Raw genomic sequence first — 23,006 nt, 5'->3', positions numbered from 1 at the left:
CTGAATAGGAAAGTGATAACTTACTGCTGTCTATATAAAGTTTTTCATTTTTTTATTTTTTAAAAAAAATACTGCGTGTCGAAAATCAGAATGGGCTTGTGCTGTCGAACTCTTTTTGCCGAAAGAATGAACGGGTAAAAATGGAGGGGTTTTCCACCAAATATATTTAATTAATACAATAAATATATTGGATTAACATAGCTACAACAAATATTGTTTTGAGCTCGTGAGGAACAGCCAGAAATTTTTGTGTATTTTATTTTTGGTGTATTTTATTTCTAGAGAAAGTGATTCCAAAAGGGAGATGGAGGAAAAGTATGGAAACTTATAATATTCCGGAAATTGCAAGGAATGTTTTCGCTGTCGGGTCAAAAGACTGGAACCGCAGGATCTTCGATTCTTTAATCCCGCTGCCAGAGGGGACAAGCTACAATTCTTATCTCGTGATAGGTGAGAAAAAGACAGCCCTCATAGATACCGTGAATCCGGGTTTTGAAGAGGAATTGGAAGCAAAAATCAATATGGTTTCGAACCTGGAAAAACTTGATTACCTGATAATGAACCATGCCGAGCCCGATCATGCCAATGCAATTCGGTTTATCCTTGAAAAAGCTCCTGATGCCCTGTTTGTCACGACCGAAAAAGGAGTAAAGATGGCCAGGCTCTACCATGAACTGCCTGAGTCCCGTATCAAAGTCGTTGCTGAAGGAGATAGCCTCGAGCTGGGAGGAAAGACCCTTCGTTTCATAGAAGCCCCATGGCTCCACTGGCCCGAAACCATGTTCACATACCTGCCTGAAGATAAGGTCCTTTTCTCATGCGACTTTTTCGGGGCTCATACAGCTCAGGGGGTATACGATGAAGATATCGAGGAGCTTGTTTCTCTTGCAAAACGCTATTACGGGGAAATCATGATGCCCTTTGGGAAAATGGGGGCAAGAGCCCTTGAAAAAATAAAAGACCTCGAAATCGGAATAATTGCCCCAAGCCACGGGCCTGTTTACAAAAACCCGAAGCGAATCATGGGCCCGTATGAGAAATGGACTAGGGGAAAGACCGCGAATAAAGCCCTTATTGTTTATGTGAGTATGTGGGGCTCTACCCAGGAGATGATCCGGACAATTGCAGAAACCCTGCTAAAAGAAGGAGTGGATGTCAGGATGTATGACCTTGCAGCCTCGGACATAGGAGATGTTGGAAGGGAACTGGTTGATTCCCGAGCTCTGGTCCTTGGAGCGCCGACAGTTCTCGGAGGTATGCACCCTCTTGCCCTGTACGGCACTTACCTGGTAAAAGCCCTCAACCCCCCTGCAAAGTACGGGGTTATACTCGGGTCCTTTGGCTGGGGAGGAGGCGCACTGAAGCAGGCAGGCGAAATTCTGGCCCCTTCTAAAATGGAGGTTGTGGGGACTCTTCAGGTGCAGGGTAGAGCCAGCAAAGAAGACTTAAAAAAAGTTGAGGAAATAGGCCGAGAACTGGCTCGAAAAATGAAGACATAAATGCAAAAGTTAGTGGTTTAAGTTTTCTGGCTGGAGGGTCCTATTTTACTGAATTTGTCAGGCTTCTCCCGGGCAATCCGGCTCCGAAGCCTTGCCGAATCTTTTCAATAGCACGTTTAAATATCCATAAAGGGAAACGCCCAGAATTGCTCCCCATAAAGGCATAAGGCTTTCGGCCCCTGCCCATCCTTTTAGAGCTGTCAACAAACCCGCACTCAGCAGAGCTGTCAGCTGAGCTGCCTGCACCCGATAAGGATCCAAAGGAATTCCTGTCCTGTCTCCTGTTGATTTTATACTTCGGGAGCCAAGGACTGTGGGAACAAAAAGGAGAGCAGCTATCAGAATGAATAAAACAGATTGTACATCCGGAAAAGTGCCTTCCTGTCCTGCAGCCCGTAAGAAAGCAAATATTGAAACTACTAAGGCTGCCATTCCGAAAATGTGGTTTTGACGACGGGGTGCGGGGAATAAAGCGTCCAGAAAAAATGCCAGTGCAGCAAACAAACCGAAAGTCCAGTTTTCCTGCAGGGAAAGCCAGCCTGAAAGCAGAAATACTGCAAAAGAATCGGAAGCTCTTGAAGGCAGCCCCGTACTTCTGTTAACAATACGAAGGAGCAGGAGTTCCAGGATGAGGGCAAGCAGGATGGGTGAAGGAAAAAGCAGAAAGCCTGTGCAGCCCAGAAAAGCTGCAAAACAAGCAGAAAGCTCGTTATCCGGGTCCAGTTCCCTTGCAAAGGCCCAGGCAAAAAATACCGAGGCTCCTGCCCTTAAGCCGGAGTAAAAAGCTGCAAAAAGATCTCTTTCCAGGAAAAATTGAAAGCCTGAGATCCCCGAAAAGAACAGCAGCGTAATTATCACAATTGCCCTGTTTGTGGGATAATTAAAGTCTATCGAACGGGTAAGTGAACCTGGCCTTTCAACTGTCATTCCTGCTCCGCAAGCTGAAAACGCTTAATTTTTGCGTATTTTGTCCGAATTCAGAAGTACAATTTTGATTAATTTTTGCATACTTTATCCGAATTTAGAAATATAATTTCATCTAGTATATAATGTTTGAAGTTAAATATAATTCTGGAATATTATGGGAAGAGAAGCGGAGCTAAAAAGGAACCTGAGTTTATCCGAAATTACTCTGGTAGGAATTGGAAATATTCTCGGAGCCGGGATCTATGTACTCATGGGAAAAGCTGCAGGGCTTGCAGGCAACATGGTCTGGGCTTCCTTTCTGTTTGCAGGATTTACTGCTTCGCTTTCCGCGCTCAGCTATATGGAACTTTCTTCCATGTATCCTCGGGCAGGGGCAGAGTATGAGTTTGCAAGGAGAGCTTTTGGAGAGCGTACAGGTCTATTTGTAGGGTTGCTGGTCATCTATTATGTAGCAATTACCGCTTCTGCGGTTGCTCTCGGCTTTGGGAGGTACTTCAGTAATATTTTTGGAAGTGGGATTCTGATAGGGGCAATAAGTTTGTTTATTGTCCTGAGCCTTGTCATGGTTTACGGAATCAAGGAATCCGCCCGGCTGGCGATTCTCATGACCTTTATAGAACTTTCAGGCCTCCTGATAATTATTTACGTGGGGATTCCCTATCTTGGTACGGTAAATTATTTTGAGGCTCCGAACCTCTCGGGAATTTTTGAGGCTTCTGCCCTGATTATTTTTGCATTTCTGGGGTTTGAAGATATTGTGAGGTTATCCCAGGAGACAAAAGATGCGGAGAAAACAACTCCGAAAGCTTTGCTTATTGCCATCTTCTTCACCGTTCTCCTCTATATTTGTGTGTCAATAGCTGCCGTAAGTGTACTTGATTTTCGGGTTCTCGGAATTTCGGATATCCCGCTTGCTGAAGTTGCAGCTGTCGCTTTTGGGAAAAAGGCTTTTGTCCTTCTTTCCTGGATCGCGCTTTTTTCCACGATGAATACCGTACTTGTGGTTATGCTTGGAGGGTCAAGAATTATCTACGGTATGGCAGATTCGGGTTCGCTCCCGAAAGTCCTCGCACGGGTACACCCTAAACTCAAGACCCCCTGGACTGCAATTTTCGGAATTGCATGCTTTTCAAGCCTGTTTGTCTTCTTCGGAGATATAGCAACGGTAGCAAATATTGCGAATTTTATGATTTTTATTGTCTTTTTTATAGTCAACATCTCCCTCATAAAACTCCGATATACCGACCCGGAGAGAAGGCGCCCTTTCAGAATCCCTGTCAGCATAGGCCGTTTTCCCCTGTTTCCGGCTCTTGGGGCTCTGTCCGCGTTTTTTCTTTTTTCCCAGATCAGTAAAGAAGTCATGCTTTACGGGTTTTTCCTTGCAGGAATAAGTGCACTATTAGTGTTGCTTAAAACCAGAAAAAGGAAAGAGGAGCTTTTGACTGTCTGATTTATCTGATTGCAGTTTTTAATCGCAGTTTTCTCATTGCAGTTTTTCTCATCGCAGTTCTTCACGTTAATTTCTCATGAAAATAAACATTATTCTACAGTTGAGTGCAATAAAGGCGTTTTGGCCAGGTAAGAAAAAGAGATATAGAGGACTATTTAACCAAATAAAAGTTTATATGTGCTTTAATATCCAATTATTTCCTTAAAAATGGATTTTTTGTCTCATTTATTCGTTTAAGTTCTTATTTTACGCTTGAACAGCAAGCATATATTTCCGAAACATACGGACTTTTGTGGAAAATCTCAACGTATAAGTGGGATTCTAATGCTTTTAATAAGCGAAAAAAGAATATAGAGAGATTTAATTACCTAAAAAAGCCTAATAAAGCTTTTTTTAAAAATTTGACTATTTATAGTGAATATTTTTTGATTTTAGCTCTTTTTGGGTCTGAATATTCAACAAGAATTAGTTTTATATACATAAAATCCTATTTGGTTCGTTTTATTTCAGGGATTATCTATATTATTAATTGTAAATCTGAAAACTGAAATAAGTCCGGAATCTACTAAAAATTTATAAACAGAACTGTCTAAATATAACTCACCGGAATTATTACTCTATTCGTAATAAAGTTTCAAACCTGCTTACAAAGAATTTGAGGTTAAAAAGGGAGTAGATATGAGAAAAGAGCCTTATGAATTCCCGCTGGAGGATTTCATTCCAAGAGAAGACTTTAACAAGATCAAGAAATTCTCCCGGGATAAAGAAACACCATTCCTGATCATCGATCTTCAGAGAATAGAAAGAAGTTATGATGAACTTGTAGAGCACATGCCTTTTGCAAAAATTCACTATGCCGTAAAGGCCAATCCCATGGACAAGGTAGTGCTTGCTCTGAAGGACAAAGGTTCCAATTTTGATGTGGCAACGGTTTACGAACTTGATCAGGTGCTGAGGCTCGGGGTAGGGCCTGAGAGGATAAGCTACGGAAACACTATCAAAAAAGAAAAGGACATAGCTTATGCCTATGAGAAAGGAGTAAGGCTCTTTGTTACGGATTCAGAAAGTGATTTGAAAAAGTTAGCCAGAAAAGCTCCCGGCTCAAGGGTTTTTTTCAGGATCCTTACCGAAAGTGACGGTGCAGACTGGCCCCTTTCCAGAAAATTCGGCTCCCACCCTGACCTCATATACAAACTGATTCTGAAAGCTGAGAAACTCGGGCTTGAACCATACGGGCTTTCTTTCCATGTCGGTTCCCAGCAAAGAGATATCGGGCAATGGGACAATGCAATCTCCAAGTGCAAATACCTTTTTGAAGCAGTGGCCGAAAAAGGAATTCAGCTGAAAATGATCAATCTCGGAGGAGGTTTCCCCGCAAAATACCAGGCTCAAGCCAACGACCTTGAGACCTATGCCAGAGAAATTCGCCGCTTTTTACACGACGACTTCGGAGAAGAACTTCCCGAAATCCTTATCGAGCCCGGACGGTCTCTGGTTGCCGATGCCGGCATTATCGTAAGTGAAGTAGTCATGGTCTCCAAGAAGGCCAGATTCAACCAGTACAAGTGGGTTTATCTTGATATAGGAAAGTTCGGCGGCCTTATTGAAACCCTTGACGAATGCATCAAATACCCCATTTTCTGTGACAAAAAAGGCTGTGCAGAAGAGGTCATCCTTGCAGGTCCTACCTGCGACAGCATGGACATCCTCTATGAGCACCATAAATACTCCTTCCCCCATACTATGAGAGAAGGTAACCGCCTCTATGTCTTCACAGCCGGAGCCTACACCCAGAGTTACTGTTCTGTGAATTTTAACGGCTTTCCCCCTCTCAAAGCCTTTATTATCTAAAGGGCAGTTGCCCATTCTCTTTTTAAGCAACCGATGCGCTCCTGGTAAAGCAATGCAAATTGTAAGTCAGGAGCTCTTAGTTTTGCGAACCGAATCGATAGCCGGACCGAAAACGGATAATTATATGATCTATTTTTAAAATATATTTTTAATCAATTCTTAAAAAAATATTCTTAAGAAAGCCCCAGTATCTTCAGAAAAATCCTTTCAGCCCTGTGGTTGCAAAAGGTTTATTAAGTTGATTATAATATACTACCGATCGTTATAAAAGATCGTAGATTGAGAGTAATAGGGTTTCCTCTCAATCCAGGGTTGGATCGCGGTAGAGACCTCGAGGATAGGGACTCGAACTCTACCGTCTCTAAACTAAAATCATTTAATTAATCCAGTAATTTTTTAAGCAAAATTTACAAATAGACTTCCAAATTAACTTTTAAAATGACTTACTCTTTTTTATGACATATCTATTTTTTAATAAACCCTGTAACGCTCCCAAATTTCTAAATTTATTACATATTTTGAATTCGGCCGATACAGGTGAGAATACATGTGAAGAATTTTTTGCAAACTTTTAAAATCACTACTTTGATGTCTACAATATCCACTTTCATCTGTTAAAATTGAAAAATCAGTGACTATTCACCGGATTTGAGAATAACAAGATAAATTTCTACATAGTTATTTCAGTTATTGTTAGAATAGAGGACGAATCAATTCTATGGAATGATATACCGGTAAGATAGAATATGGTGTTTTGAGCAGGATATTCTTACCCTGATTTAATGATATTGAAAATTTGTTTTCCATCGTAATTTTCAATAGTCTCAAAAAAAAAAATCCCTGAAGGTTTTTTGGAGCGGTTATGATATATATGTCCACATGATTATAAAATAGATGTAGATTGAGGGTTAAAGGGTTTCCTCTCAATCTAGGGTTGGATCGCAGGTAGGGATTCCGAGAATAGGGACTCGGCCCCTACCAACTACTTCTGAACTAATGATCGTCTTTTACTGAAACCGATTTATTACTATTAACCATCCAGGACTATGCCAACACTCTTTAATTATTTTTTATATTCGCTCTTTCTTTTTCATAATGTCTTCAGCATAAATAAGCCTTATGATTGATCCTATTTTTATTTAATTAGTAGGAGGACACGTACCGGACAGCAAAAATACCGGGTAACCTGTTCATTAGTTATTGATGTTTTCGAATGAGCACGGTCGAGATATATAGTCAAACCTGGTTGATATAACAACCTGCTTGGTCTCTCTAATGTTTCATTTACCTTTTATATGGCTTATTTGCCTTTATATGGCTTTTTAGAGGTAAAGATAAAAAAGATAATTATGACCGGCTCGATCGTGCCATTCCTGGCTTGAGACAAAACAATTGCCTCGTCATGAAACAATTGCCTCGTCATGAAACTACTCGAGCCGAATCATTTTCCTTTATTTTGCCAGTACTTAATGAATACAGGAAGTATGTGATGGAAGTGCATATAGCCGGATTTTAAACAGGGCATCATTTTATGCCCTGTAAGAATCGTACCGCTGCACCATGCTATATGCATCCCTTTTTCCTGTTATTCATCATCAAGCGTCATCAGGAAAGCAACAATTGCTCTTTCTTCAGTATCATTAAGCCCGAGATTGCCCAGTTCATCAGTATTGACGTTCGCGGCAACTTCAGGAGCGGGCCATCCCTCTGATTCTACATCCCTTGTGTTATAGAAGTGTACAAGGTCTTCGAGATTGGTAAAGTATCCATTATGTGTGTAAGGAGCTGTCTTTCCGATGTTTCGGAGAGTGGGGACTTTCATTTTTCCCTCTTCACCCTCTGGATCGGTTATCTCGGTACGACCGCTTCCTCCCAGTCCAAGGTCTACATATGCACTCCTTAGAGGGTTATATACTCTTGGTATGCTATAAAATGGGTTATCAGGGTTTTTGGGTACACCCAGATTGTCATAAGTGAAGTCCGTAAATATCGGTTCACTTCCACTACTTATATGGCATCCTGAACACAGGGCTTTTCCATTAAATAATTCGAGTCCCAGTTGCTCTTCATCTGATAGGGTATACTCTCCTGCAAGATACTCGTCATACCTGGAACTGAATTTATTTACTTCTGCAGAATTTTCATAAACCGCGATCGCATCAGCTGCATAATCGAAAGCTTCATCTACATTATTCAGGGAACATGGTCCGTAGACTTCTTCAAAGAGACCTGCATAGTCCGATCTTCGGATACTCATAACCACGGTCCTTTTATTCGGGTTGTGCATTTCCAGAGGGTTCAGGAGCGGGCCTTTCGCCTGCTCTGTCAGGTTGTCCGCCCTGCCATCCCAGAACTGGCCTCCATAATAGATTATCTGGCCGCTGTCATCATAAGTATAGCTGAAATTTGGACTATACGTTGCATATGCAGCACTTGGTGCGTTTCTGTTCCCGAACAGTATTGGTATTACACCCTGTGAAACAGGAATGTCTTGATCAGGGTCAGTAAAACCAAAATCAGGATCGTGACAACTTGCACAGGACTGCCCTCTGGGCATTGATAAGCTTTCATCAAAGAATAGAAGCTTCCCTAGTTCCTCTTTCTGACTCAGCTGAACTTCTTCTGCTGAGGCAGTTACAGCTAATGCTGTTAAAAATAAAATTGAAATTAGTGTTGTTGTCCCAATTCGCATAATCTTAATCAGTAAAAAATCCCCCTTGATAAATTTCTCAGAAATTTCCTGAAGAACATGTTCTAAAATGGGATTTACTATATCTGATAATAATAGAAGTTTTATAGAAGTGTTCTCTGGAAATGGGCATATCACTTTTTTATGCTCGCCGACTCCAGACTGCACCAAACTCTATGACGTATCTAAAATTAAAGAGATATCGACAACCCTCAAGCTTTTTTATTCTCCAGGACAGATTTCATAAGGTTATCAAACCATAAGAAACCTGTAATAAATAGCATGTCTACATTATTTAATAATATCGAAAATTCTAGGAGAAGTTAAGCTCGCAGACTTTAACATAAAAATAAAACATTTTTGAAGTTTACATAATAATTATTTGTTTTTTATATTTGTGTTGAAATTTTTAATGGCATTGAAAGTTAGATTGCAACACAAAAATGTATCCAATTTAAAAATTTGAATTAAAAAAGGTTTTTTAGATCGGTTATGATATATATTACCGGATCGTTATAAAAGATAGGAGATTGAGAGAAAGGGTTTCCTCTCAATCCAGGGTTGGATCGCAGGTAGGGATCTCGAGAATAGGGACTCGACCCCTACCATCTACTTCTAAACTAAGATTAATTTTACGATAGCTAATTTTCAGCTAAGTCTTTCGTTTTTAGCCAAAATCCACTACTCTTAAAGTAATTTTCATTAAGACTTGCTCTTTTTTATAATGTCCTTATTTTTAATAAACCTTATGACCGTTCCTAAATTTCTGATATTCTTTAATTAGTAAACCGGCAGGCTGTGAATGTTCCGTTTCTTCAGCTACTTTCCGTTGAGCCTCTGCCCGGAAAAAAAGCTTGAAAAAAAGTATGCTATAGAAAGGAATTAAAGAACGGCAAAATAAAGCTGGAGAGGTGATGAATTTGGTTTTGCCGTTCTACAATAACTACGACTTTTCACAACTATTTTAATGTTTCCTTTAGCCTTATTGCCAGCAGGAAGATTAAGAGTAAAAGAAAAAAATACCGATTTTCTATTTTAACGACCCACTTCCTTTATAAGAACAAACAGGAAATTCGGGGGATAACAAACAAAATTAAATGTTAATGTTTCTCAAATCCCGGGGATTTTTTCCTATTCGCAGCCTTTTCCCAAAATCAAAGTACTCAAATAGATATTTAAATCACAATAATTTCCTGTTAAAAAGTGATATTCTTTAGCACTGCCCTTTAAGGGATGAGATAAAAGACAATGGTCTAAAAAAGAGCTTTAATCTTAAAAAAGAGTGTATACAGGCGAATTTTGTTTCTTTCTCCGCCTGCTTATTGGTGAAATATTTTACTTTTGCCGAAGATTTTTTTTCCTTCGTCTAAACCTTATTTCACCTTTTTATACCCATTTTCCTTTTACCTTATACCTTAAAGTGCTCTTTTGCCCATTCTGCACCGGCTTCGAGCATCTGCTTGTTGAACTCGATAACCTTTGGTTTGCCTGCGAAGTTTTCGGCAAGGGCTTCTTTGAAGGCTTCTTCTTCAAGGCCGGTTGCGTTCAGGCCCAGAAGGACTCCGAGCATAAAAGAGTTTGCGGCTCTCTCATCGCCTGCTTCCTTGGCTTTTTCGGTTGCAGGGACTGCAATTGATTTTACGCCTGCGGGGGTCTCGGCTTCGCCGATTGTAGAGTCGTAGAGGATGAAGCCTCCTTCTTTTACTGCCCCTTCGAATCTCTCGAGAGAGGGACGGTTCATGGCTATAAGGATATCAGGGGTGTAGACCGTAGGTGAGCCTATAGCCTGGCCTGAAATCACGACCGAGCAGTTTGAGGTTCCTCCGCGCTGTTCCGGGCCGTAAGAGGGGAACCAGGAAGCGTTGAGGTTTGCTTTGACTCCTGCCTGTGCAAGGATAAGGCCCATGCTAAGGACACCCTGCCCTCCGAAACCTGCAATCTTGGTCTGGATCGGGGCAAAGTCGGTCCTGGAGGGTTTTTCTCCGAATTCGGCTTCAATCCCGTAAAGCTTTTCAAGGGAACCGGTTGTGAAATCGCTGACTCCGCGGTGAAGGGGTTCGGCAGATTCGGAATTGTCCCTGAAGTTCCTGAGCGGGAATTCCTTTTCCATTTGCTCGTTAATGAACTGGATAGCCTGCTCTGCATCCATCCTCAGGTTGGTCGGGCAGGCTGCAAGAACTTCCACAAAAGCATAGCCTTTGCCGTCACGCTGGATCTCGAGCGCCTTTCTAACAGCTTTTCGGGCTTTTCGAATATGGGAAATATCGGAGACCGAGACTCTTTCGATAAAAACCGGAGCCTGCAGGTTGTCCAGGAGCTCACACATATGGAGCGGATAGCCTGCAAAGCGGGGGTCACGGCCTTCAGGGGTTGTGGTTGTCTTTTCCCCGATAAGGGTAGTCGGAGCCATCTGTCCGCCTGTCATGCCGTACACGGTATTGTTTACGAAGAAGACAGCAAGCTTTTCTCCTCTGTTTGCTGCCTGCAGCGTCTCGTTAAGACCGATCGAGGCAAGGTCCCCGTCGCCCTGGTAAGAGATAACTACAGCGTTTTCTTCAGCCCTTGAGACGCCTGTCCCAACAGCAGGAGCCCTACCGTGGGCTACCTGGATATTGCCTGCGTCAAAGTAATAGTAAGCAAAGACTGCACAGCCCACAGGGCTGATCATAACCGTCCTGTCCTGGATTCCGAGATCGTCAATTGCCTCGGCGATGAGTTTATGCAAAACCCCATGTCCGCAGCCAGGGCAATAGTGGGTGGCTGTTGGAGCTGCCCCTCCTTTGCGGGGGTATTCCGCGTACAGGGCTTTTGGCTTTCTGAGAACCTTTTCTCCGTCAATGATTTCTGCTGCCATTTTCATGCCTCCCCTGCTATCTTTCTGATTTTGTCCATAATCTGGTCGAGGGTGATCAGGTTTCCTCCCATGCGGTTTACCAGTTCCACGGGCTGCGAACAGCCGATTGCGAGCCTGATATCGTCTATCATCTGTCCGTTGCTCATCTCCACGGAGATGAAAGAAGCTCCCTTATCTGCAAGGGCTTTCAACTGCGCCTCCGGGAACGGGAAGAGAGTTTTTGGTCTGAAAAGTCCCACTTTTATACCTTCCTGCCTGGCAAGGTCTACGGCTGACCTGCAGATCCTGCTGCTTATGCCGTAAGAAACGAGCACGATTGAGGCATCTTCGGTCATGTATTCTTCGTAGTCAACCTCGTTCTGTTTAATCAGCTCGTACTTTGCCTGCAGCTTCTCATTGAATTGCCCGAGTTCATTGAAGTCCAGGAAGATCGAGGTTATCAGGTTAGGTCTGGTTTCAGCCGTACCGTTGACTGCCCAGCTTGTATCGATTTTTGGGTTAAGGGCTTTTTTCGGGAACTCAAGGGATTCGATCATCTGTCCGAGTACCCCGTCAGCAAGCACGACTGCAGGATTCCTGTACTTGAAAGCCAGCTCAAAGGCTTTCATGGTAAAGTCGCACATCTCCTGCACGGAGTTGGGGGCGAGTACGATATTTTTATAGTTCCCGTGCCCTCCGCCTTTCACGACCTGGTTGTAGTCCGCCTGCTCGGGTCCGATGTTCCCGAGTCCCGGGCCTGCCCTCATAATATCTACAAGCACACAGGGAAGCTCTGCGCCTGCAATGTAGGAAATCCCTTCCTGCATCAGACTGATTCCGGGGCCTGAAGAAGACGTCATTACCCTGTGCCCGGCTGATGCTCCTCCGTAGACCATATTAATTGCAGCCTCCTCGGACTCGGCCTGCACGAATTTCCTTCCAATCATAGGGAAGTATTTGGACGCATCGTGCAGAATTTCACTTGCCGGAGTAATGGGGTATCCGAAGAAACAGTCGCACCCGGCGTAAAGTGCGCCGACGACTATTGCGGAGTTACCTTTTACGAGTTGTGTTGCCATCTTTTTCTCTCCTTATCCTGCCTTATTCGGCTTCCTCCTTTTTCAGGGGTATATGGATTTCCAGTGCCAGGGGCTCGGGGCAGGTATAATAACAGCTTGCACAGCCTGAGCAACCCTCTCCCTTATACTTTACGTAGTGGTACCCCCGGGCGTTCAGTTCCTCACTCATGAAAAGCACGTCCTTAGGGCAGGCAAGAAGGCAGCGCCCACAGGCCTTGCATTCCAGAATGTTGATAACAGGGTACGGTTCTTTTTGATCATTTTTTGCCATATAGAATCCTCACGCTATTCTTCCAGTCCCTGTTTTTCTCCAGCCGGTATTGTATGGCAGACAGGAGAGCCTATCATTTTTAAGGGGCTTTCTGAATTCTTATAGGTTCTTGAATTCTTTTCTGTTCTTTAATTATAATATCCTCTTGAATTGCAGCAGCTTTTTGAGAGCAAATCCTAACTATATCTTCCTTGAGCAAACTTTTCAGAAAAAGTTTAAGGTACTTATTTCTTTCCTTCTTTTTCCTTTTTCTGATTTGATCGGTGTATTACTCTACAACTCCTGTTACTGGGTCTGGTCTTTATCCCTGATCTCGACCCTGCGGATTTTTCCGCTGATCGTCTTCGGGAGTTCGGGAACGAATTCCACAATCCTGGGATACTTGTAAGGAGCCGTGACATTTTTTACATGCTCCTGCAGCTCTTTCTTAAGGGCGTCGCTCGGCGTGTAGTCTTTTGTAAGTACGATGGTCGCTTTGATGACCTGACCTCTGACAGGATCCGGAACTCCAGTGATTGCACACTCGAGCACAGCCGGGTGCTGGATAAGGGCACTTTCCACCTCAAAGGGTCCGACTTTATATCCTGAGGTTTTGATTATATCGTCAGCCCTTCCCACAAACCACAGGTATCCGTCCTCATCCATCCAGGCCATATCTCCGGTGTGGTAGTAGCCGTCGTGCCAGGTTTCCTCTGTCCTTTCAGGGTCCTTTCCATAGTGTACAAAGAGCCCTACCGGTTTTCCGTCCTTAGTGTTGATGACGATTTCTCCTTCTTCCCCAACCTCGCAGAGCCTGCCGTCCCTGTCCATGAGCTCAATCTTATATCCGGGGGTGGGCTTTCCGATAGACCCGGGTTTGGGTTCCATCCAGGGGAAGGTCGCAATCGTTACAACGGTCTCGGTCTGCCCGAAACCTTCCATGAGTTTAATGCCGGTGAATTCGAGGAAGCGGTTGAAAACTTCAGGGTTGAGGGGTTCGCCTGCAACGACTGCATACTGTAGCGTACTGAAATTATAATGGGAGAGATCTTCTTTAATCAGGAAACGGTAGATCGTGGGTGGAGCGCAGAAGGTCGTAACCCCATATTTTGAGGCTTTTTCAAGCATGTTTTTGGCTTCAAACCGGTCATAGTCATAGACAAAGACCGCACAGCCGGCTATCCACTGCCCGTAGAGCTTGCCCCAGACGCATTTACCCCAACCGCTGTCTGCAACGGTGTAATGCAGTCCGTCATCCTCCACATTCTGCCAGTATTTTGCGGTAAGGATATGGCCGAGGGGGTAAGTGTTGTCATGTTCTACCATTTTCGGGAACCCGGCAGTCCCGGAGGAGAAGTAGACCAGGCAGATATCTTCGTTCTTTGTCGCACCCTCACCTGTTGGACGTTCGAAGATCGGGGAAACTTCCTCAAGTTCCTTTCTGAAATCAATCCAGCCCTCCCGGGCAACTCCTCCTACCATGGCTTTTTTGAGAGGGATATCCACACATTCGGCATGGGCTTCATCTACCTGTTCCGGGACGTCATCTTCGGAGATGCAGACGATCATCTTCAGTCCGGCTTTTTCGATTCTGTACACGATATCCCGGGTTTTCAGCATGTGGGTTGCAGGCACGGCTATTGCTCCGAGCTTGTGCAATCCCAGGATACAGTACCAGAACTCGTAGCGGCTCTTTAAGGTAAGCATCACATAGTCGCCTTTACCTATGCCGTGCTTTACAAAGAAATTTGCAGCTTTGTCACTGTAGTACTTCAGGTCTTTGAAAGTAAAGGTTTTCTCATTCCCGTAATCGTCACACCAGATCATGGCAAGCTTCTCAGGAGAAGCTCTTGCATAGGCATCAACCACGTCATAGGCAAAGTTGAAATTTTCAGGAACCAGGATTCTGAAGTTTTCCTGGAAATCCTCATAGGATTCGAAATCGGTTCTGGAAACAAATTGGCTCAGCAAGGAAGTCATTCTGGACACCCGTTTTAATTGATTTTCACATTTCTATAGTCTTCAGGCTTCAGGAGGCTGCATTTAATGTTCAGAAACTTTCAGGATTTTTCCCTTCGTATTGAGTTTCTTCGGATTTGACAAATTATTCAGGTCTGTGCAATATGGTTACATTGCAAATATGGTTACATTGCAAATATGGTTACATTGCAAATATGGTTAACATTGAGAATGCAGTTACACCCAATGTAATACAGTCACACTCATCGCAAATGTGGTTGCGTTGTAAATACAGTTACATTATGACTGCAAGGAACCTGGCGGGTTCTCCTCCCAGGGCTTCCATAGCGTGTTCATAGTTGGAATCGAAATAAATAGAGTCCCCTTCATTAAGAATGATCTCATTATGGTGGATGTAGACCTTCAGGCTTCCCTCGAGCACATAATTGAACTCCTGTCCCGGATGGGAGTTGGTTTCAGGTTTTGTTCCCCGGGGTTTGGGATCGACCGTAACAATGAAGAACTCCGCTTTCTTGTGGATGAATTTTTCAGCCAGGTTCTGATACCTGTACTGTTTTCTCCTCTCAACACTTACACCTTTTCCATCCCTTGTGACGGTAAAAATATTCATGCGAGGCTCTTCTCCTGTCAGAAGAGTAGCCATGTCTACCTGCAGCCTGTGTGCAATTTCAAAAAGTATGCTTGCCGAAATGTCCTCTGTTCCGCTTTCGTATTTCTCGTAGGTCTCAGGCGAGACCTGAAGATAATCTGCCATTTTTTCGACAGAAATTTCAGACAGTTCCCGCAATTCCCGGACACGGGCTGCAATTTCCTTTATTTTTTCCTGCATAATGAAATCTTCTCCGACTGAATTTATTTAAGAAACCTAACTTGAATATTTACTTAAAAACCTTTGCGCTCTGCCCAGGTTTTCCTGAACATGTGGGAAAAAAAAATTCTTCCAGAACCATTGAAAATTATCATTAATATACATTACCATTTGTTGTTACGGTTTACAGACTTTGAATTGTGTTTGATAATCACGGAAAATAGTTTATAATCGAGACAGAATGCGTAAAAAGAACTGGAGAACAGAAGGAAAAAAGAGAACAGAGAATAATGCTAGTGGGCCTTTTGGTGGATAATGGACTGTTTAGTGGATAGTGGACTGTTTAGTGGACAACGGGTCGTTTAGTGGATGGTGAACTGCTTGGTGATTAATTTTTTACCCAGTAAATGATTGTGAAACCGTTAACCATGAAGGAATCGTTGATCCGGGGGCGATCAACCCATACAACCCAAATAGTCTGCACAACCACGTCGTCCATCCAGTTCGTAGCTTATAACGCAGTAGCTCAACAACACAACAGGCTAACAACAAAATAACCTAACAACACAGTAGCCTAACAACAAAATAGCCTGACAAAACTGTGGCTTATACAATCTGTGGCTTATACAATCTGTGGCTTATACAATCTGTGGCTTATACGATCTGTGGCTTATACAACCTGTAGCCTGATAACCCGGTAACCCGTCCAACTCTCTACCATATATAATTCCTCAGCCCAATAACCCCATAGTTTATACACTCTATAGTCTGCTCAAGCCATAACCTGTCCAATCCTGTAACCTATACAAGCATATGCCTGAAAAAAATAGGCTTTTCTTTCCACATCATATTTATTGCTATTTTTTATCCTCTTTGATTTTTTATTCATTTTAATTTTTTATTCATTTTAATTTAAATCTCTTTTTTCTAATATTTCTTTAAACCAACAATTTTATATGCTTTCCTTATAAAAACTTGTTAAGTAAATTCCCGGATATTCATGGGGGCTAAAATGGCACAAACACAAACTTTCAGGCGAACCTGCTTTTTACTGGCAATTTTTATTTTGATTTCAGTTTCAGAGACTGGAACGGCGTCAGAATTTCGTGTTTGGCCGGGAGAATCCATCCAGGATGCGGTAGATGCAGCATCTCCTGGAGATATCATCCTTGTAGAGTCCGGAGAATTTAACGAAAGTGTCCACGTTAACAAGGAAAATTTAACTATTGAGTCAGCTTCCGGAAATCCTGACGATACCTTTATTGTGGGAGATACTCCCGCAAGTTACGTTTTTGAAGTTGTTGCCGACAATGTAAAAATAAACTATTTTTCGATAACTGATGGCCGATGTGGAATTTTTCTTAACAACGTTGAAAACTGTGTAATAAAGGGTAACAAAATTTCAAATCAGGAAGCAGGGATCTACCTGTTCAACTCCAGAAACAACCTGTTAATCAATAACATGGTATATTCAAATCAGGACTGCGGGCTCAAACTGCTGGCTTCTTCGGAGAACGTAATTTACGGCAATTACTTTGAGAACATAGAAAATGCCAGGGATAATAAATTCAATGTCTGGAATAAGAGCAAAGGCAATTACTGGAATGATTATGAAGGGACGGACAAAAGCGGAGACGGGATAGGAGATACCCCATATACCGTCAACTCAGAAACCGGGAGTATGGACTACAGGCCTTTAATGGAGTATATCCAGGCACCTCCGGTACTGCCCAAAGCCCGTTTCACTTCAGATTCTACAGAAGGTTATGCTCCCCTCGCAGTAAGGTTCAAGGATTTTTCCGAAGATGCCACCTCGAGGTTCTGGAACTTCGGGGACGGGAATTCCTCAAATTATCCGAATCCGCAGCATACTTATTCTAGTGAAGGCACTTATGTTGTCTCCCTGAACGCCAGCAACGAAAACGGAAGTGACTCGGCATCGGTAACGATATATGTTCGGGATGCTTCCGAACTGACCGGCCCCATGCTCCCGAAAGCCCAATTCATATATAACATCACAAGCGGACATGTCCCTCTTGTCATAAAATTTGTTGATATTTCCGAGAATGCAGATTGCATTGTCTGGTACTTCGGGGATGGCAAGACGTCCTGCTGCTCGGAGCCCGAGCATACTTTCTGCTGTCCCGGGAGTTATACGGTCTCCCTTGCAGCTACAAATGAAAATGGAACCTCTTCGGCATCTGTAGTCGTAAATGTCCTGCCTGCCGACAGCGTTGAAAGTTCGGATGGTATGGAAAACTCTGCAAACACAGGTAGCGGCTCTGATAAAAATGATGCATGCAATATCGTTAATGAAACATATGAAGGTGCATCAGAAAAAGCAGTGGACACGGAACTTACCGCCAGCCAGAAGAATACAGATAGTCTGGAAAATTCTATTGTAGAATATGCCAGCGGTACTGCGGATAAAATCGCCGATGCTGAGAATCTTATAAATTCAGAGGTAACTGAAAACTCCGAATCAGAGTCAAATGGCGGAGGCGAGGGGACCGGAAATGCCAGGATTATCCAAAAAGAGGAACTTGAAGCTATAAAAGATTCCGTTATCTCCACCAGCGGCTCAAAGATTCTCACGGAAACTGGACTGGCTCTGGAAAACGAAACGCTCAAGGTTCAGAAAAACATCGAAGATTTTGTAGATGATTCCTTACCAGAGTCCGTAGGGGACTCCTTGCCCGAAATGGAACAAAGAATTGCCCCCTGGATACCCTCTTTCCTCGGACTTGCCGGAATCGTTTTCATTGTTTCTTTAATGAAAAGAGGCAGAAGAAAACGAAAGTGATCCCTGACAAAGGAAGAGCATTCTCAACAACAGCCCACAATCAGGGCAACATAGTTGTCTTCGTGGTTTTTGATTTCTTCGTGCGTGGCATTTTTTAACCACTTTTTCCCCCCGTGAACGGCGTGATCCCCGCAAATGAAGAAAATGGTCCCTTTTTCGACATTCCGAAAGATCGCTTCAAGGTTTTCATCGATGGCTTTTGCAGCTTTTTTCATTTCCTCCCAGGTCTCTGCCCTGTGGGAGTAACGGTCAAGGGTCCTGAGATGCACTGCCAGAATGGCGGGCTTTTCCCTGAGGGATTGTAAAGCATACTCTGTTATCTGGCTGTCATAATCAAGGATATCCTCAGAGTTAGGGACCCCGTAAAAGTCCTTTATTCTGCCCCTGAAACTCTCGGCTCCTTCGGTCTCAATCACAGCCGCAACCTTCATCCCTGCCCTGTAAGCCCACTCCATGATGCTTCTGAGCTTCGGATTATCAGAGTTTTTTGCAGTCTCAGCATAGATATCCGCTGTCGAGTAGATGTGATGCTCCTCAGGAAGGTATCCCGTAAAGATTGAAGCGATTGCAGGAGACGTGATGTTTGCCGGAGACCTGCACTTAAACAGGAGCCCTTTTTCGGCAAATTCATGCAGGTTTTTCATCACCGGAGATAGATGCCGGTAAAGAGAATATCCAAGGCTGTCAACTACTATAATTACTGCTCTCTTGCAGTCTTTCTCACTTACGTATTCTTCGACCTCAGGAATCGGTCTTCCCGAAGGCGGAACCATAGGAACTTTCAACAATCTCGAGATTGTAGGGGCAATGTCAATGGTACTGCATTCCAGAACTTTCATGTATCTTCCCTATATGATATGGCATGACATTTATATTCATTTTCTGAACTACTTCCCGAATTGCGCCTCGGGAGTCCGCAGTCTGTTTCGGCAGAGTTGCGGCTCTGCAGTACGCTGCCCTTTTCGCTTCGCTCAAGAGGGCCAATTTTGGGATAAAGTAGTGAACTGCGCCCAAGCAGACTAATTTGCAGGTTAAAATCGGAAGCTTCACTCAAGAGGGCCAATTTTGGGATAGAGTAGTGAGCTGCGCTTAAGCAGACTATTTATGGGTTAAGAAGTGAACCGAGCTCAAGCGGACTAATCGATGGGTTGTAACGGTAGCCTAGCTCAAAAAAACCAATTCATAGATCTCTCTAACCTATTCAAGTCAATAGCTGCATCGTGTCGTTTTTGTCCCGCTCAACGCAGGAGAGAGGGCTTTCTAAAAAGACAAAAAAGAAAAGAAGATGAGAAAAGCCAAAAATAGAAGCTGTTATTAAATCTGTATGGATTAAGATAAAAAAGCCAGATAAGCTGGTGGTGACACTTTCCTGATACCTGGGTTGAAAAACGGTTTTCGGGACAGATGAAGCATTTTTCAGACATTCGGAAACAACATCAACCGATAACAAGGGAATATCACAATATTCCGGTTGAAGAAAAATGAGTTTGAGATGGGAATAAAATGGGCGCAACAGTGAAAGAGTTTTTTGAAGAATCTACCGAGGAAATACTTCCTGATGAAGGGTCTACTGAAGAGGAATTGCCGGGGGAAGAATTTTCCGAGCTTATAAAATATACAGTTCCTGGCTACATTTTAGGGCTTCTTGCAGGAGTTTTTCTGGATTTTCAGGGATATCAGCGGAGCGCTGCAGGGCAATGGCTTGTAAGGACTCTTGCCGGAGAAGGGGAAAGCATTTTTGAAGGAATCTTTTCCATCCGCCAGCGACTCCGAAAGGCTGAAGGGAGCATGGCAGAAGCTTATGGCTGGGGGAAGTTGTTCGGGATTGCCATTCCCTGGATAATTGACTTCGGGAGCAGGCTTGCCGGGATCGATGTTTATGGGGTTGAAGGCTTTTATATTCCGTATTTCTATGCCCTCAGTGACCAGATCGGAGCCAATATTTCAGGCATTCTCTTTCTCAAACGTACCGAAGGGTCATGGAAAGCGGGCTTTTCCAGATATGTCCGCCATCCGGTAATGCTTGCAAGTCTTTTTATAATCATAATTGTCCCTCTCGGGCTGCTTGGAGCAAGAATCATGGGGTTCAGCCCGACAACCCAGACCTTCACAGCCCTTGAGACCATTGCTGCAAATCTCTGCTGGGTCCCGCCCCTTGTTGGGTGGTTGAACGAGAAGTACCGCTGAATTTCAAGCAAAAACAGCAGTAGTGAGCACAAGCTATATATCGCATTACTACCACATATGTAGTATAACCACTACATATGGTGTGAGTATCTACCTACAGGGTAAATGTAAACAAAAACATGAACAAAAAGCAAAAATCGAAGGTGAAAAAATGAAGAAAGGTATAACCGCAATTCTCCTGGCCATACTGCTGATAGGTGCTTTCGGGGCAGCAGTTGCCAGTGCAGTTGTTTCGGATGATACGGGAACGACCTACGGACCCGGGTTAATGCACAGATGGGCTGCCAGATATACGGACTCAGGGTATGGTGCAGGCAATTACGCTTCTTGCCCTTACTACAGCGCAGACGGAACCGTAGAGCTTGAAGTTGAAACCATAGATGAGGCTCTTGAAATCGCACAGGCCAAAATTGATGAAGATATCACCGAAGACGACATATATCAGATGAACCGCTGGTGGATAGTCTCCTATGAAGACGAGGACGGTGTCTACGAGCAGGCGAGAATCGACGCAGTCACCGGTGAAGTATATACAGGATACGACGTTCCGGCAGGGTATCAGACAGGCGGCAGGTTTGGCCGAGGGTCCGGATACGCCCGTGGCTTCGGATACTGCATGGGGTATGGCAACTAAATTCCGACTATAACCCATCCTTTTTTATTTGTTTTAACTCCCCAGGTTGATTCTTCATGTTTTTAATTTTATAACAAATTCCCTTCCCTTTACCGGGTATTTTTTATATTTATGGTTGAAATCAGTATTTGAGAAAAAAAATCGATTGAACAAGGAAAAACGGATAAAACAGAAAATCTGGTCTTTTACGAGGTGAAAGTTTTGAACGGTATGGGGTACGGCATGTATGGCTCTTTCTGGGGCTTTTTCCTGAACCTTCTTATTATCCTTCTCATTGTAGGCGTGGTTATGGTGATGCTTAATAAATCAGGTTACACGGCTCCCAGGGATAACGAACGACTTGTTAAAATCGAAAAAGACATTGAAGAAATTAAAAAGACCGTCGAAGAGATAAAATCCAAACTGGAAGAAATCTAAAGTTTAATATGCTTGAAACGAGTTTCGGGAGTATTCCAGCCAGGAAATCGATGAACATATGAGGGTGCACCAGGTGACAAAATCACTTCAACAGATTGTGGACATAGGCGAGGCCCTCTCCCATCCGATCCGATTAAAGCTTCTCTACCTGCTGGCCGAAAGGGAGAGGTATGTGTATGAGCTTGCCAAGGATCTGGACCTCTCAAGGCAGGTGGTGAACCTGCATTTGAAACGCCTTGAAAAAGCCGGATTTGTTGAAAGTGACCTGCGGCTCGAAGATGATGACATGCGGGCCAAGAAATTTTACCGGTTAAAAGAGTTTGAGGTCTCTCTTGGCATGGAAGACCTGGAAAAGATTTTTGGATAATTAAGTTTCCCGAATCAGGTTTTTGACCAGTGTTACCTGGATCGGACTTTTGACCAGGCAGGTAGTTTTTACCTGACCGGATACCTCATCTTCATCCCTGGTGTTTCATTTTCCGAGATTTGAACTCAAATGGGTCACTCGAGGATTTCCTCATTTTCCACTCTCCAGGCAGGTTCGTTTATTGCAAGGAAGGTAAAGTTCACGCTACCGGTGTTATGGGTTGACTGAGTTGCATTTGCAGGGATGTAGACCATCTCCCCGGGCCTGAGGTCAACCGGCAGGTCTTCGATGTAGATTACCCCTTCCCCTTCGAGGACGTAGTGGATTTCAGGGTTTTTCATTCTGTGAGGCGCAAGAGCCTCTCCAGACGCGAGGATGGTGTGAGCGATGCTGTAATTGAGGTGCACATCCCTATCATACAGGTCCGGGTGAAAGAGATTGGTAATGTAAATGTTTCCTTCCCGGCTGAAGTGCTCGCACTCGTCAAGGTTTTTTGTCAGGATGTAGTCATCGGCATAGAACCCTGAGCCTACAAGGCAGTCCTCGCCGTCAGGCGAAACTCCCCTGATGAAGGCGTATTTAAGGGACGGTTCGGTTTCTCCGGGTTTTGGCCAGTAGTATGAAACCCAGCCTTCTCCCCCGTCGTTGAGAGCTGTTTCAATGAAGAGCCTACCAACAGGTTTTCCCATGGAGTCCTGAAGCCCACTCATGTTTTCCCCTTCCCCGCTCGTGTCGGGGGGATATACGAGACGGGTACCATCGGTTTTCCAAACAAAAATATAAAAGTCATCCATGAACCATTCACTCTCAGGCTGCCTGAACTCGGAAAATGATTCTTCTCCTTTTTCTTCGATAATAGCAGCAGCATCCCTGACCTTCGAAGCAATATACTCTTTCTGGATCAGGACTTCACTCGGGGCATCCCGGAGGTTTCCTGCCTGTTCTCCGGCAGCTGTCCCGATTACCTCGTCAGCCAGCGAGCTGCTCTCTTCATCTGCTACGGGTTTCTCTGAAATACATCCTGCAGATACCAGTATACAGGCAAGTAAAAAAAGAACTAAAATTTGTCTTTTTAACAGCTTCATTGATACACCTTTCTAATAACTGGAATCACTAATGGTTAAACAGTTTAATAGTCAAACAGTTTAACTTTTTTAATATATAAAAGTTAAGTTAAACGGTTTAGCTGCGTATTTTGAGGAATTCAAAAAAGTAGCCTTCTGGAGCTGCCT

At 43.7% G+C, this 23,006-nt stretch carries 17 protein-coding genes; 8 read left to right on the top strand and 9 right to left on the bottom strand.

Annotated elements, in window-relative coordinates:
- Positions 1 to 317: 317 nt before the first annotated feature.
- Positions 318 to 1,499 carry an FprA family A-type flavoprotein gene (locus ACSAZL_RS08205; protein WP_440948200.1) on the top strand — a complete coding sequence of 394 codons (1,182 nt, stop codon included), beginning with the start codon at positions 318 to 320 and terminating at the stop codon, positions 1,497 to 1,499.
- Between the two features lie 57 nt (positions 1,500 to 1,556).
- Here the strand turns inward: ACSAZL_RS08205 and ACSAZL_RS08200 are convergent, their stop codons facing one another.
- Positions 1,557 to 2,426, bottom strand: a complete 870-nt coding sequence (locus ACSAZL_RS08200) for a hypothetical protein (protein WP_440948199.1) — start codon at positions 2,424 to 2,426, stop codon at positions 1,557 to 1,559.
- Between the two features lie 154 nt (positions 2,427 to 2,580).
- Between ACSAZL_RS08200 and ACSAZL_RS08195 the strand changes: the two genes are divergently transcribed.
- Both ACSAZL_RS08195 and ACSAZL_RS08190 read left to right on the top strand, forming a co-directional pair.
- Positions 2,581 to 3,876, top strand: coding sequence for an APC family permease (locus tag ACSAZL_RS08195; RefSeq protein ID WP_440948198.1), 1,296 nt, complete (start codon positions 2,581 to 2,583; stop codon positions 3,874 to 3,876).
- A gap of 678 nt (positions 3,877 to 4,554) precedes the next feature.
- Entirely contained in the window at positions 4,555 to 5,727 is a 1,173-nt protein-coding gene (locus ACSAZL_RS08190) for a type III PLP-dependent enzyme (protein WP_440948197.1), read from the top strand.
- Between the two features lie 1,585 nt (positions 5,728 to 7,312).
- Here ACSAZL_RS08190 and ACSAZL_RS08185 read toward each other — a convergent pair.
- From ACSAZL_RS08185 to ACSAZL_RS08160, 6 genes are all read right to left on the bottom strand, one after another.
- On the bottom strand, positions 7,313 to 8,584 hold the full coding sequence (locus ACSAZL_RS08185; RefSeq protein ID WP_440948196.1) for a cytochrome-c peroxidase: 1,272 nt from the start codon (positions 8,582 to 8,584) through the stop codon (positions 7,313 to 7,315).
- A gap of 1,240 nt (positions 8,585 to 9,824) precedes the next feature.
- On the bottom strand, positions 9,825 to 11,270 hold the full coding sequence (locus ACSAZL_RS08180) for a 2-oxoacid:acceptor oxidoreductase family protein (protein ID WP_440948195.1): 1,446 nt from the start codon (positions 11,268 to 11,270) through the stop codon (positions 9,825 to 9,827).
- A 2-nt stretch (positions 11,271 to 11,272) separates the two neighbouring features.
- The gene (locus tag ACSAZL_RS08175; RefSeq protein ID WP_440948194.1) at positions 11,273 to 12,328 is read right to left on the bottom strand and encodes a 3-methyl-2-oxobutanoate dehydrogenase subunit VorB; all 1,056 of its coding nucleotides are present in this window, start codon (positions 12,326 to 12,328) and stop codon (positions 11,273 to 11,275) included.
- Between the two features lie 22 nt (positions 12,329 to 12,350).
- Positions 12,351 to 12,599: a 4Fe-4S dicluster domain-containing protein gene (locus ACSAZL_RS08170; protein ID WP_440948193.1), complete on the bottom strand. Its 249-nt coding sequence runs from the start codon at positions 12,597 to 12,599 to the stop codon at positions 12,351 to 12,353.
- A gap of 285 nt (positions 12,600 to 12,884) precedes the next feature.
- Positions 12,885 to 14,558 (bottom strand): AMP-binding protein, encoded by a 1,674-nt coding sequence (locus ACSAZL_RS08165; protein ID WP_440948192.1) that lies wholly within the window; start codon positions 14,556 to 14,558, stop codon positions 12,885 to 12,887.
- 274 nt (positions 14,559 to 14,832) lie between these two features.
- Positions 14,833 to 15,387 (bottom strand): helix-turn-helix domain-containing protein, encoded by a 555-nt coding sequence (locus ACSAZL_RS08160; protein WP_440948191.1) that lies wholly within the window; start codon positions 15,385 to 15,387, stop codon positions 14,833 to 14,835.
- 991 nt (positions 15,388 to 16,378) lie between these two features.
- On the opposite strand from ACSAZL_RS08160, the gene ACSAZL_RS08155 reads away from it, so the two are divergent.
- Positions 16,379 to 18,169: a PKD domain-containing protein gene (locus ACSAZL_RS08155; RefSeq protein WP_440948190.1), complete on the top strand. Its 1,791-nt coding sequence runs from the start codon at positions 16,379 to 16,381 to the stop codon at positions 18,167 to 18,169.
- A gap of 23 nt (positions 18,170 to 18,192) precedes the next feature.
- Here the strand turns inward: ACSAZL_RS08155 and ACSAZL_RS08150 are convergent, their stop codons facing one another.
- A complete protein-coding gene (locus tag ACSAZL_RS08150) occupies positions 18,193 to 19,008 on the bottom strand; it encodes an alkaline phosphatase family protein (RefSeq protein ID WP_440948189.1) in 816 nt (271 codons plus the stop codon).
- A 664-nt stretch (positions 19,009 to 19,672) separates the two neighbouring features.
- On the opposite strand from ACSAZL_RS08150, the gene ACSAZL_RS08145 reads away from it, so the two are divergent.
- From ACSAZL_RS08145 to ACSAZL_RS08130, 4 genes are all read left to right on the top strand, one after another.
- On the top strand, positions 19,673 to 20,356 hold the full coding sequence (locus ACSAZL_RS08145; protein ID WP_440948188.1) for a hypothetical protein: 684 nt from the start codon (positions 19,673 to 19,675) through the stop codon (positions 20,354 to 20,356).
- A gap of 151 nt (positions 20,357 to 20,507) precedes the next feature.
- Complete coding sequence (locus ACSAZL_RS08140) at positions 20,508 to 20,990, top strand: PepSY domain-containing protein (RefSeq protein ID WP_440948187.1); 483 nt, start codon at positions 20,508 to 20,510, stop codon at positions 20,988 to 20,990.
- A gap of 201 nt (positions 20,991 to 21,191) precedes the next feature.
- The gene (locus ACSAZL_RS08135) at positions 21,192 to 21,407 is read left to right on the top strand and encodes a hypothetical protein (RefSeq protein ID WP_440948811.1); all 216 of its coding nucleotides are present in this window, start codon (positions 21,192 to 21,194) and stop codon (positions 21,405 to 21,407) included.
- A gap of 73 nt (positions 21,408 to 21,480) precedes the next feature.
- On the top strand, positions 21,481 to 21,774 hold the full coding sequence (locus ACSAZL_RS08130; RefSeq protein ID WP_440948186.1) for an ArsR/SmtB family transcription factor: 294 nt from the start codon (positions 21,481 to 21,483) through the stop codon (positions 21,772 to 21,774).
- Positions 21,775 to 21,908: 134 nt separating this feature from the next.
- On the opposite strand, the gene ACSAZL_RS08125 is transcribed toward ACSAZL_RS08130, so the two are convergent.
- Positions 21,909 to 22,859: a cache domain-containing protein gene (locus ACSAZL_RS08125; protein WP_440948185.1), complete on the bottom strand. Its 951-nt coding sequence runs from the start codon at positions 22,857 to 22,859 to the stop codon at positions 21,909 to 21,911.
- Between the last annotated feature and the right edge of the window lie 147 nt (positions 22,860 to 23,006).

Origin of the sequence: Methanosarcina mangrovi (assembly GCF_052057765.1) — an archaeon.
Lineage (GTDB): Archaea > Halobacteriota > Methanosarcinia > Methanosarcinales > Methanosarcinaceae > Methanosarcina.
The sequence above is the reverse complement of the archived record's forward strand: the minus strand, read 5'-3'. Positions and strand labels throughout refer to the sequence as shown.

What these genes read in the sequence shown, in the direction of transcription:
- ACSAZL_RS08200 (WP_440948199.1), bottom strand. Translation starts at nt 2,426, where the DNA reads ATGACAGTTGAAAGGCCAGGTTCACTTACCCGTTCGATAGACTTTAAT.
- ACSAZL_RS08165 (WP_440948192.1), bottom strand. Translation starts at nt 14,558, where the DNA reads ATGACTTCCTTGCTGAGCCAATTTGTTTCCAGAACCGATTTCGAATCC.
- ACSAZL_RS08160 (WP_440948191.1), bottom strand. Translation starts at nt 15,387, where the DNA reads ATGCAGGAAAAAATAAAGGAAATTGCAGCCCGTGTCCGGGAATTGCGG.
- ACSAZL_RS08195 (WP_440948198.1), top strand. Translation starts at nt 2,581, where the DNA reads ATGGGAAGAGAAGCGGAGCTAAAAAGGAACCTGAGTTTATCCGAAATT.
- ACSAZL_RS08205 (WP_440948200.1), top strand. Translation starts at nt 318, where the DNA reads ATGGAAACTTATAATATTCCGGAAATTGCAAGGAATGTTTTCGCTGTC.
- ACSAZL_RS08125 (WP_440948185.1), bottom strand. Translation starts at nt 22,859, where the DNA reads ATGAAGCTGTTAAAAAGACAAATTTTAGTTCTTTTTTTACTTGCCTGT.
- ACSAZL_RS08140 (WP_440948187.1), top strand. Translation starts at nt 20,508, where the DNA reads ATGAAGAAAGGTATAACCGCAATTCTCCTGGCCATACTGCTGATAGGT.
- ACSAZL_RS08190 (WP_440948197.1), top strand. Translation starts at nt 4,555, where the DNA reads ATGAGAAAAGAGCCTTATGAATTCCCGCTGGAGGATTTCATTCCAAGA.
- ACSAZL_RS08170 (WP_440948193.1), bottom strand. Translation starts at nt 12,599, where the DNA reads ATGGCAAAAAATGATCAAAAAGAACCGTACCCTGTTATCAACATTCTG.
- ACSAZL_RS08145 (WP_440948188.1), top strand. Translation starts at nt 19,673, where the DNA reads ATGGGCGCAACAGTGAAAGAGTTTTTTGAAGAATCTACCGAGGAAATA.
- ACSAZL_RS08180 (WP_440948195.1), bottom strand. Translation starts at nt 11,270, where the DNA reads ATGGCAGCAGAAATCATTGACGGAGAAAAGGTTCTCAGAAAGCCAAAA.
- ACSAZL_RS08150 (WP_440948189.1), bottom strand. Translation starts at nt 19,008, where the DNA reads ATGAAAGTTCTGGAATGCAGTACCATTGACATTGCCCCTACAATCTCG.
- ACSAZL_RS08155 (WP_440948190.1), top strand. Translation starts at nt 16,379, where the DNA reads ATGGCACAAACACAAACTTTCAGGCGAACCTGCTTTTTACTGGCAATT.
- ACSAZL_RS08175 (WP_440948194.1), bottom strand. Translation starts at nt 12,328, where the DNA reads ATGGCAACACAACTCGTAAAAGGTAACTCCGCAATAGTCGTCGGCGCA.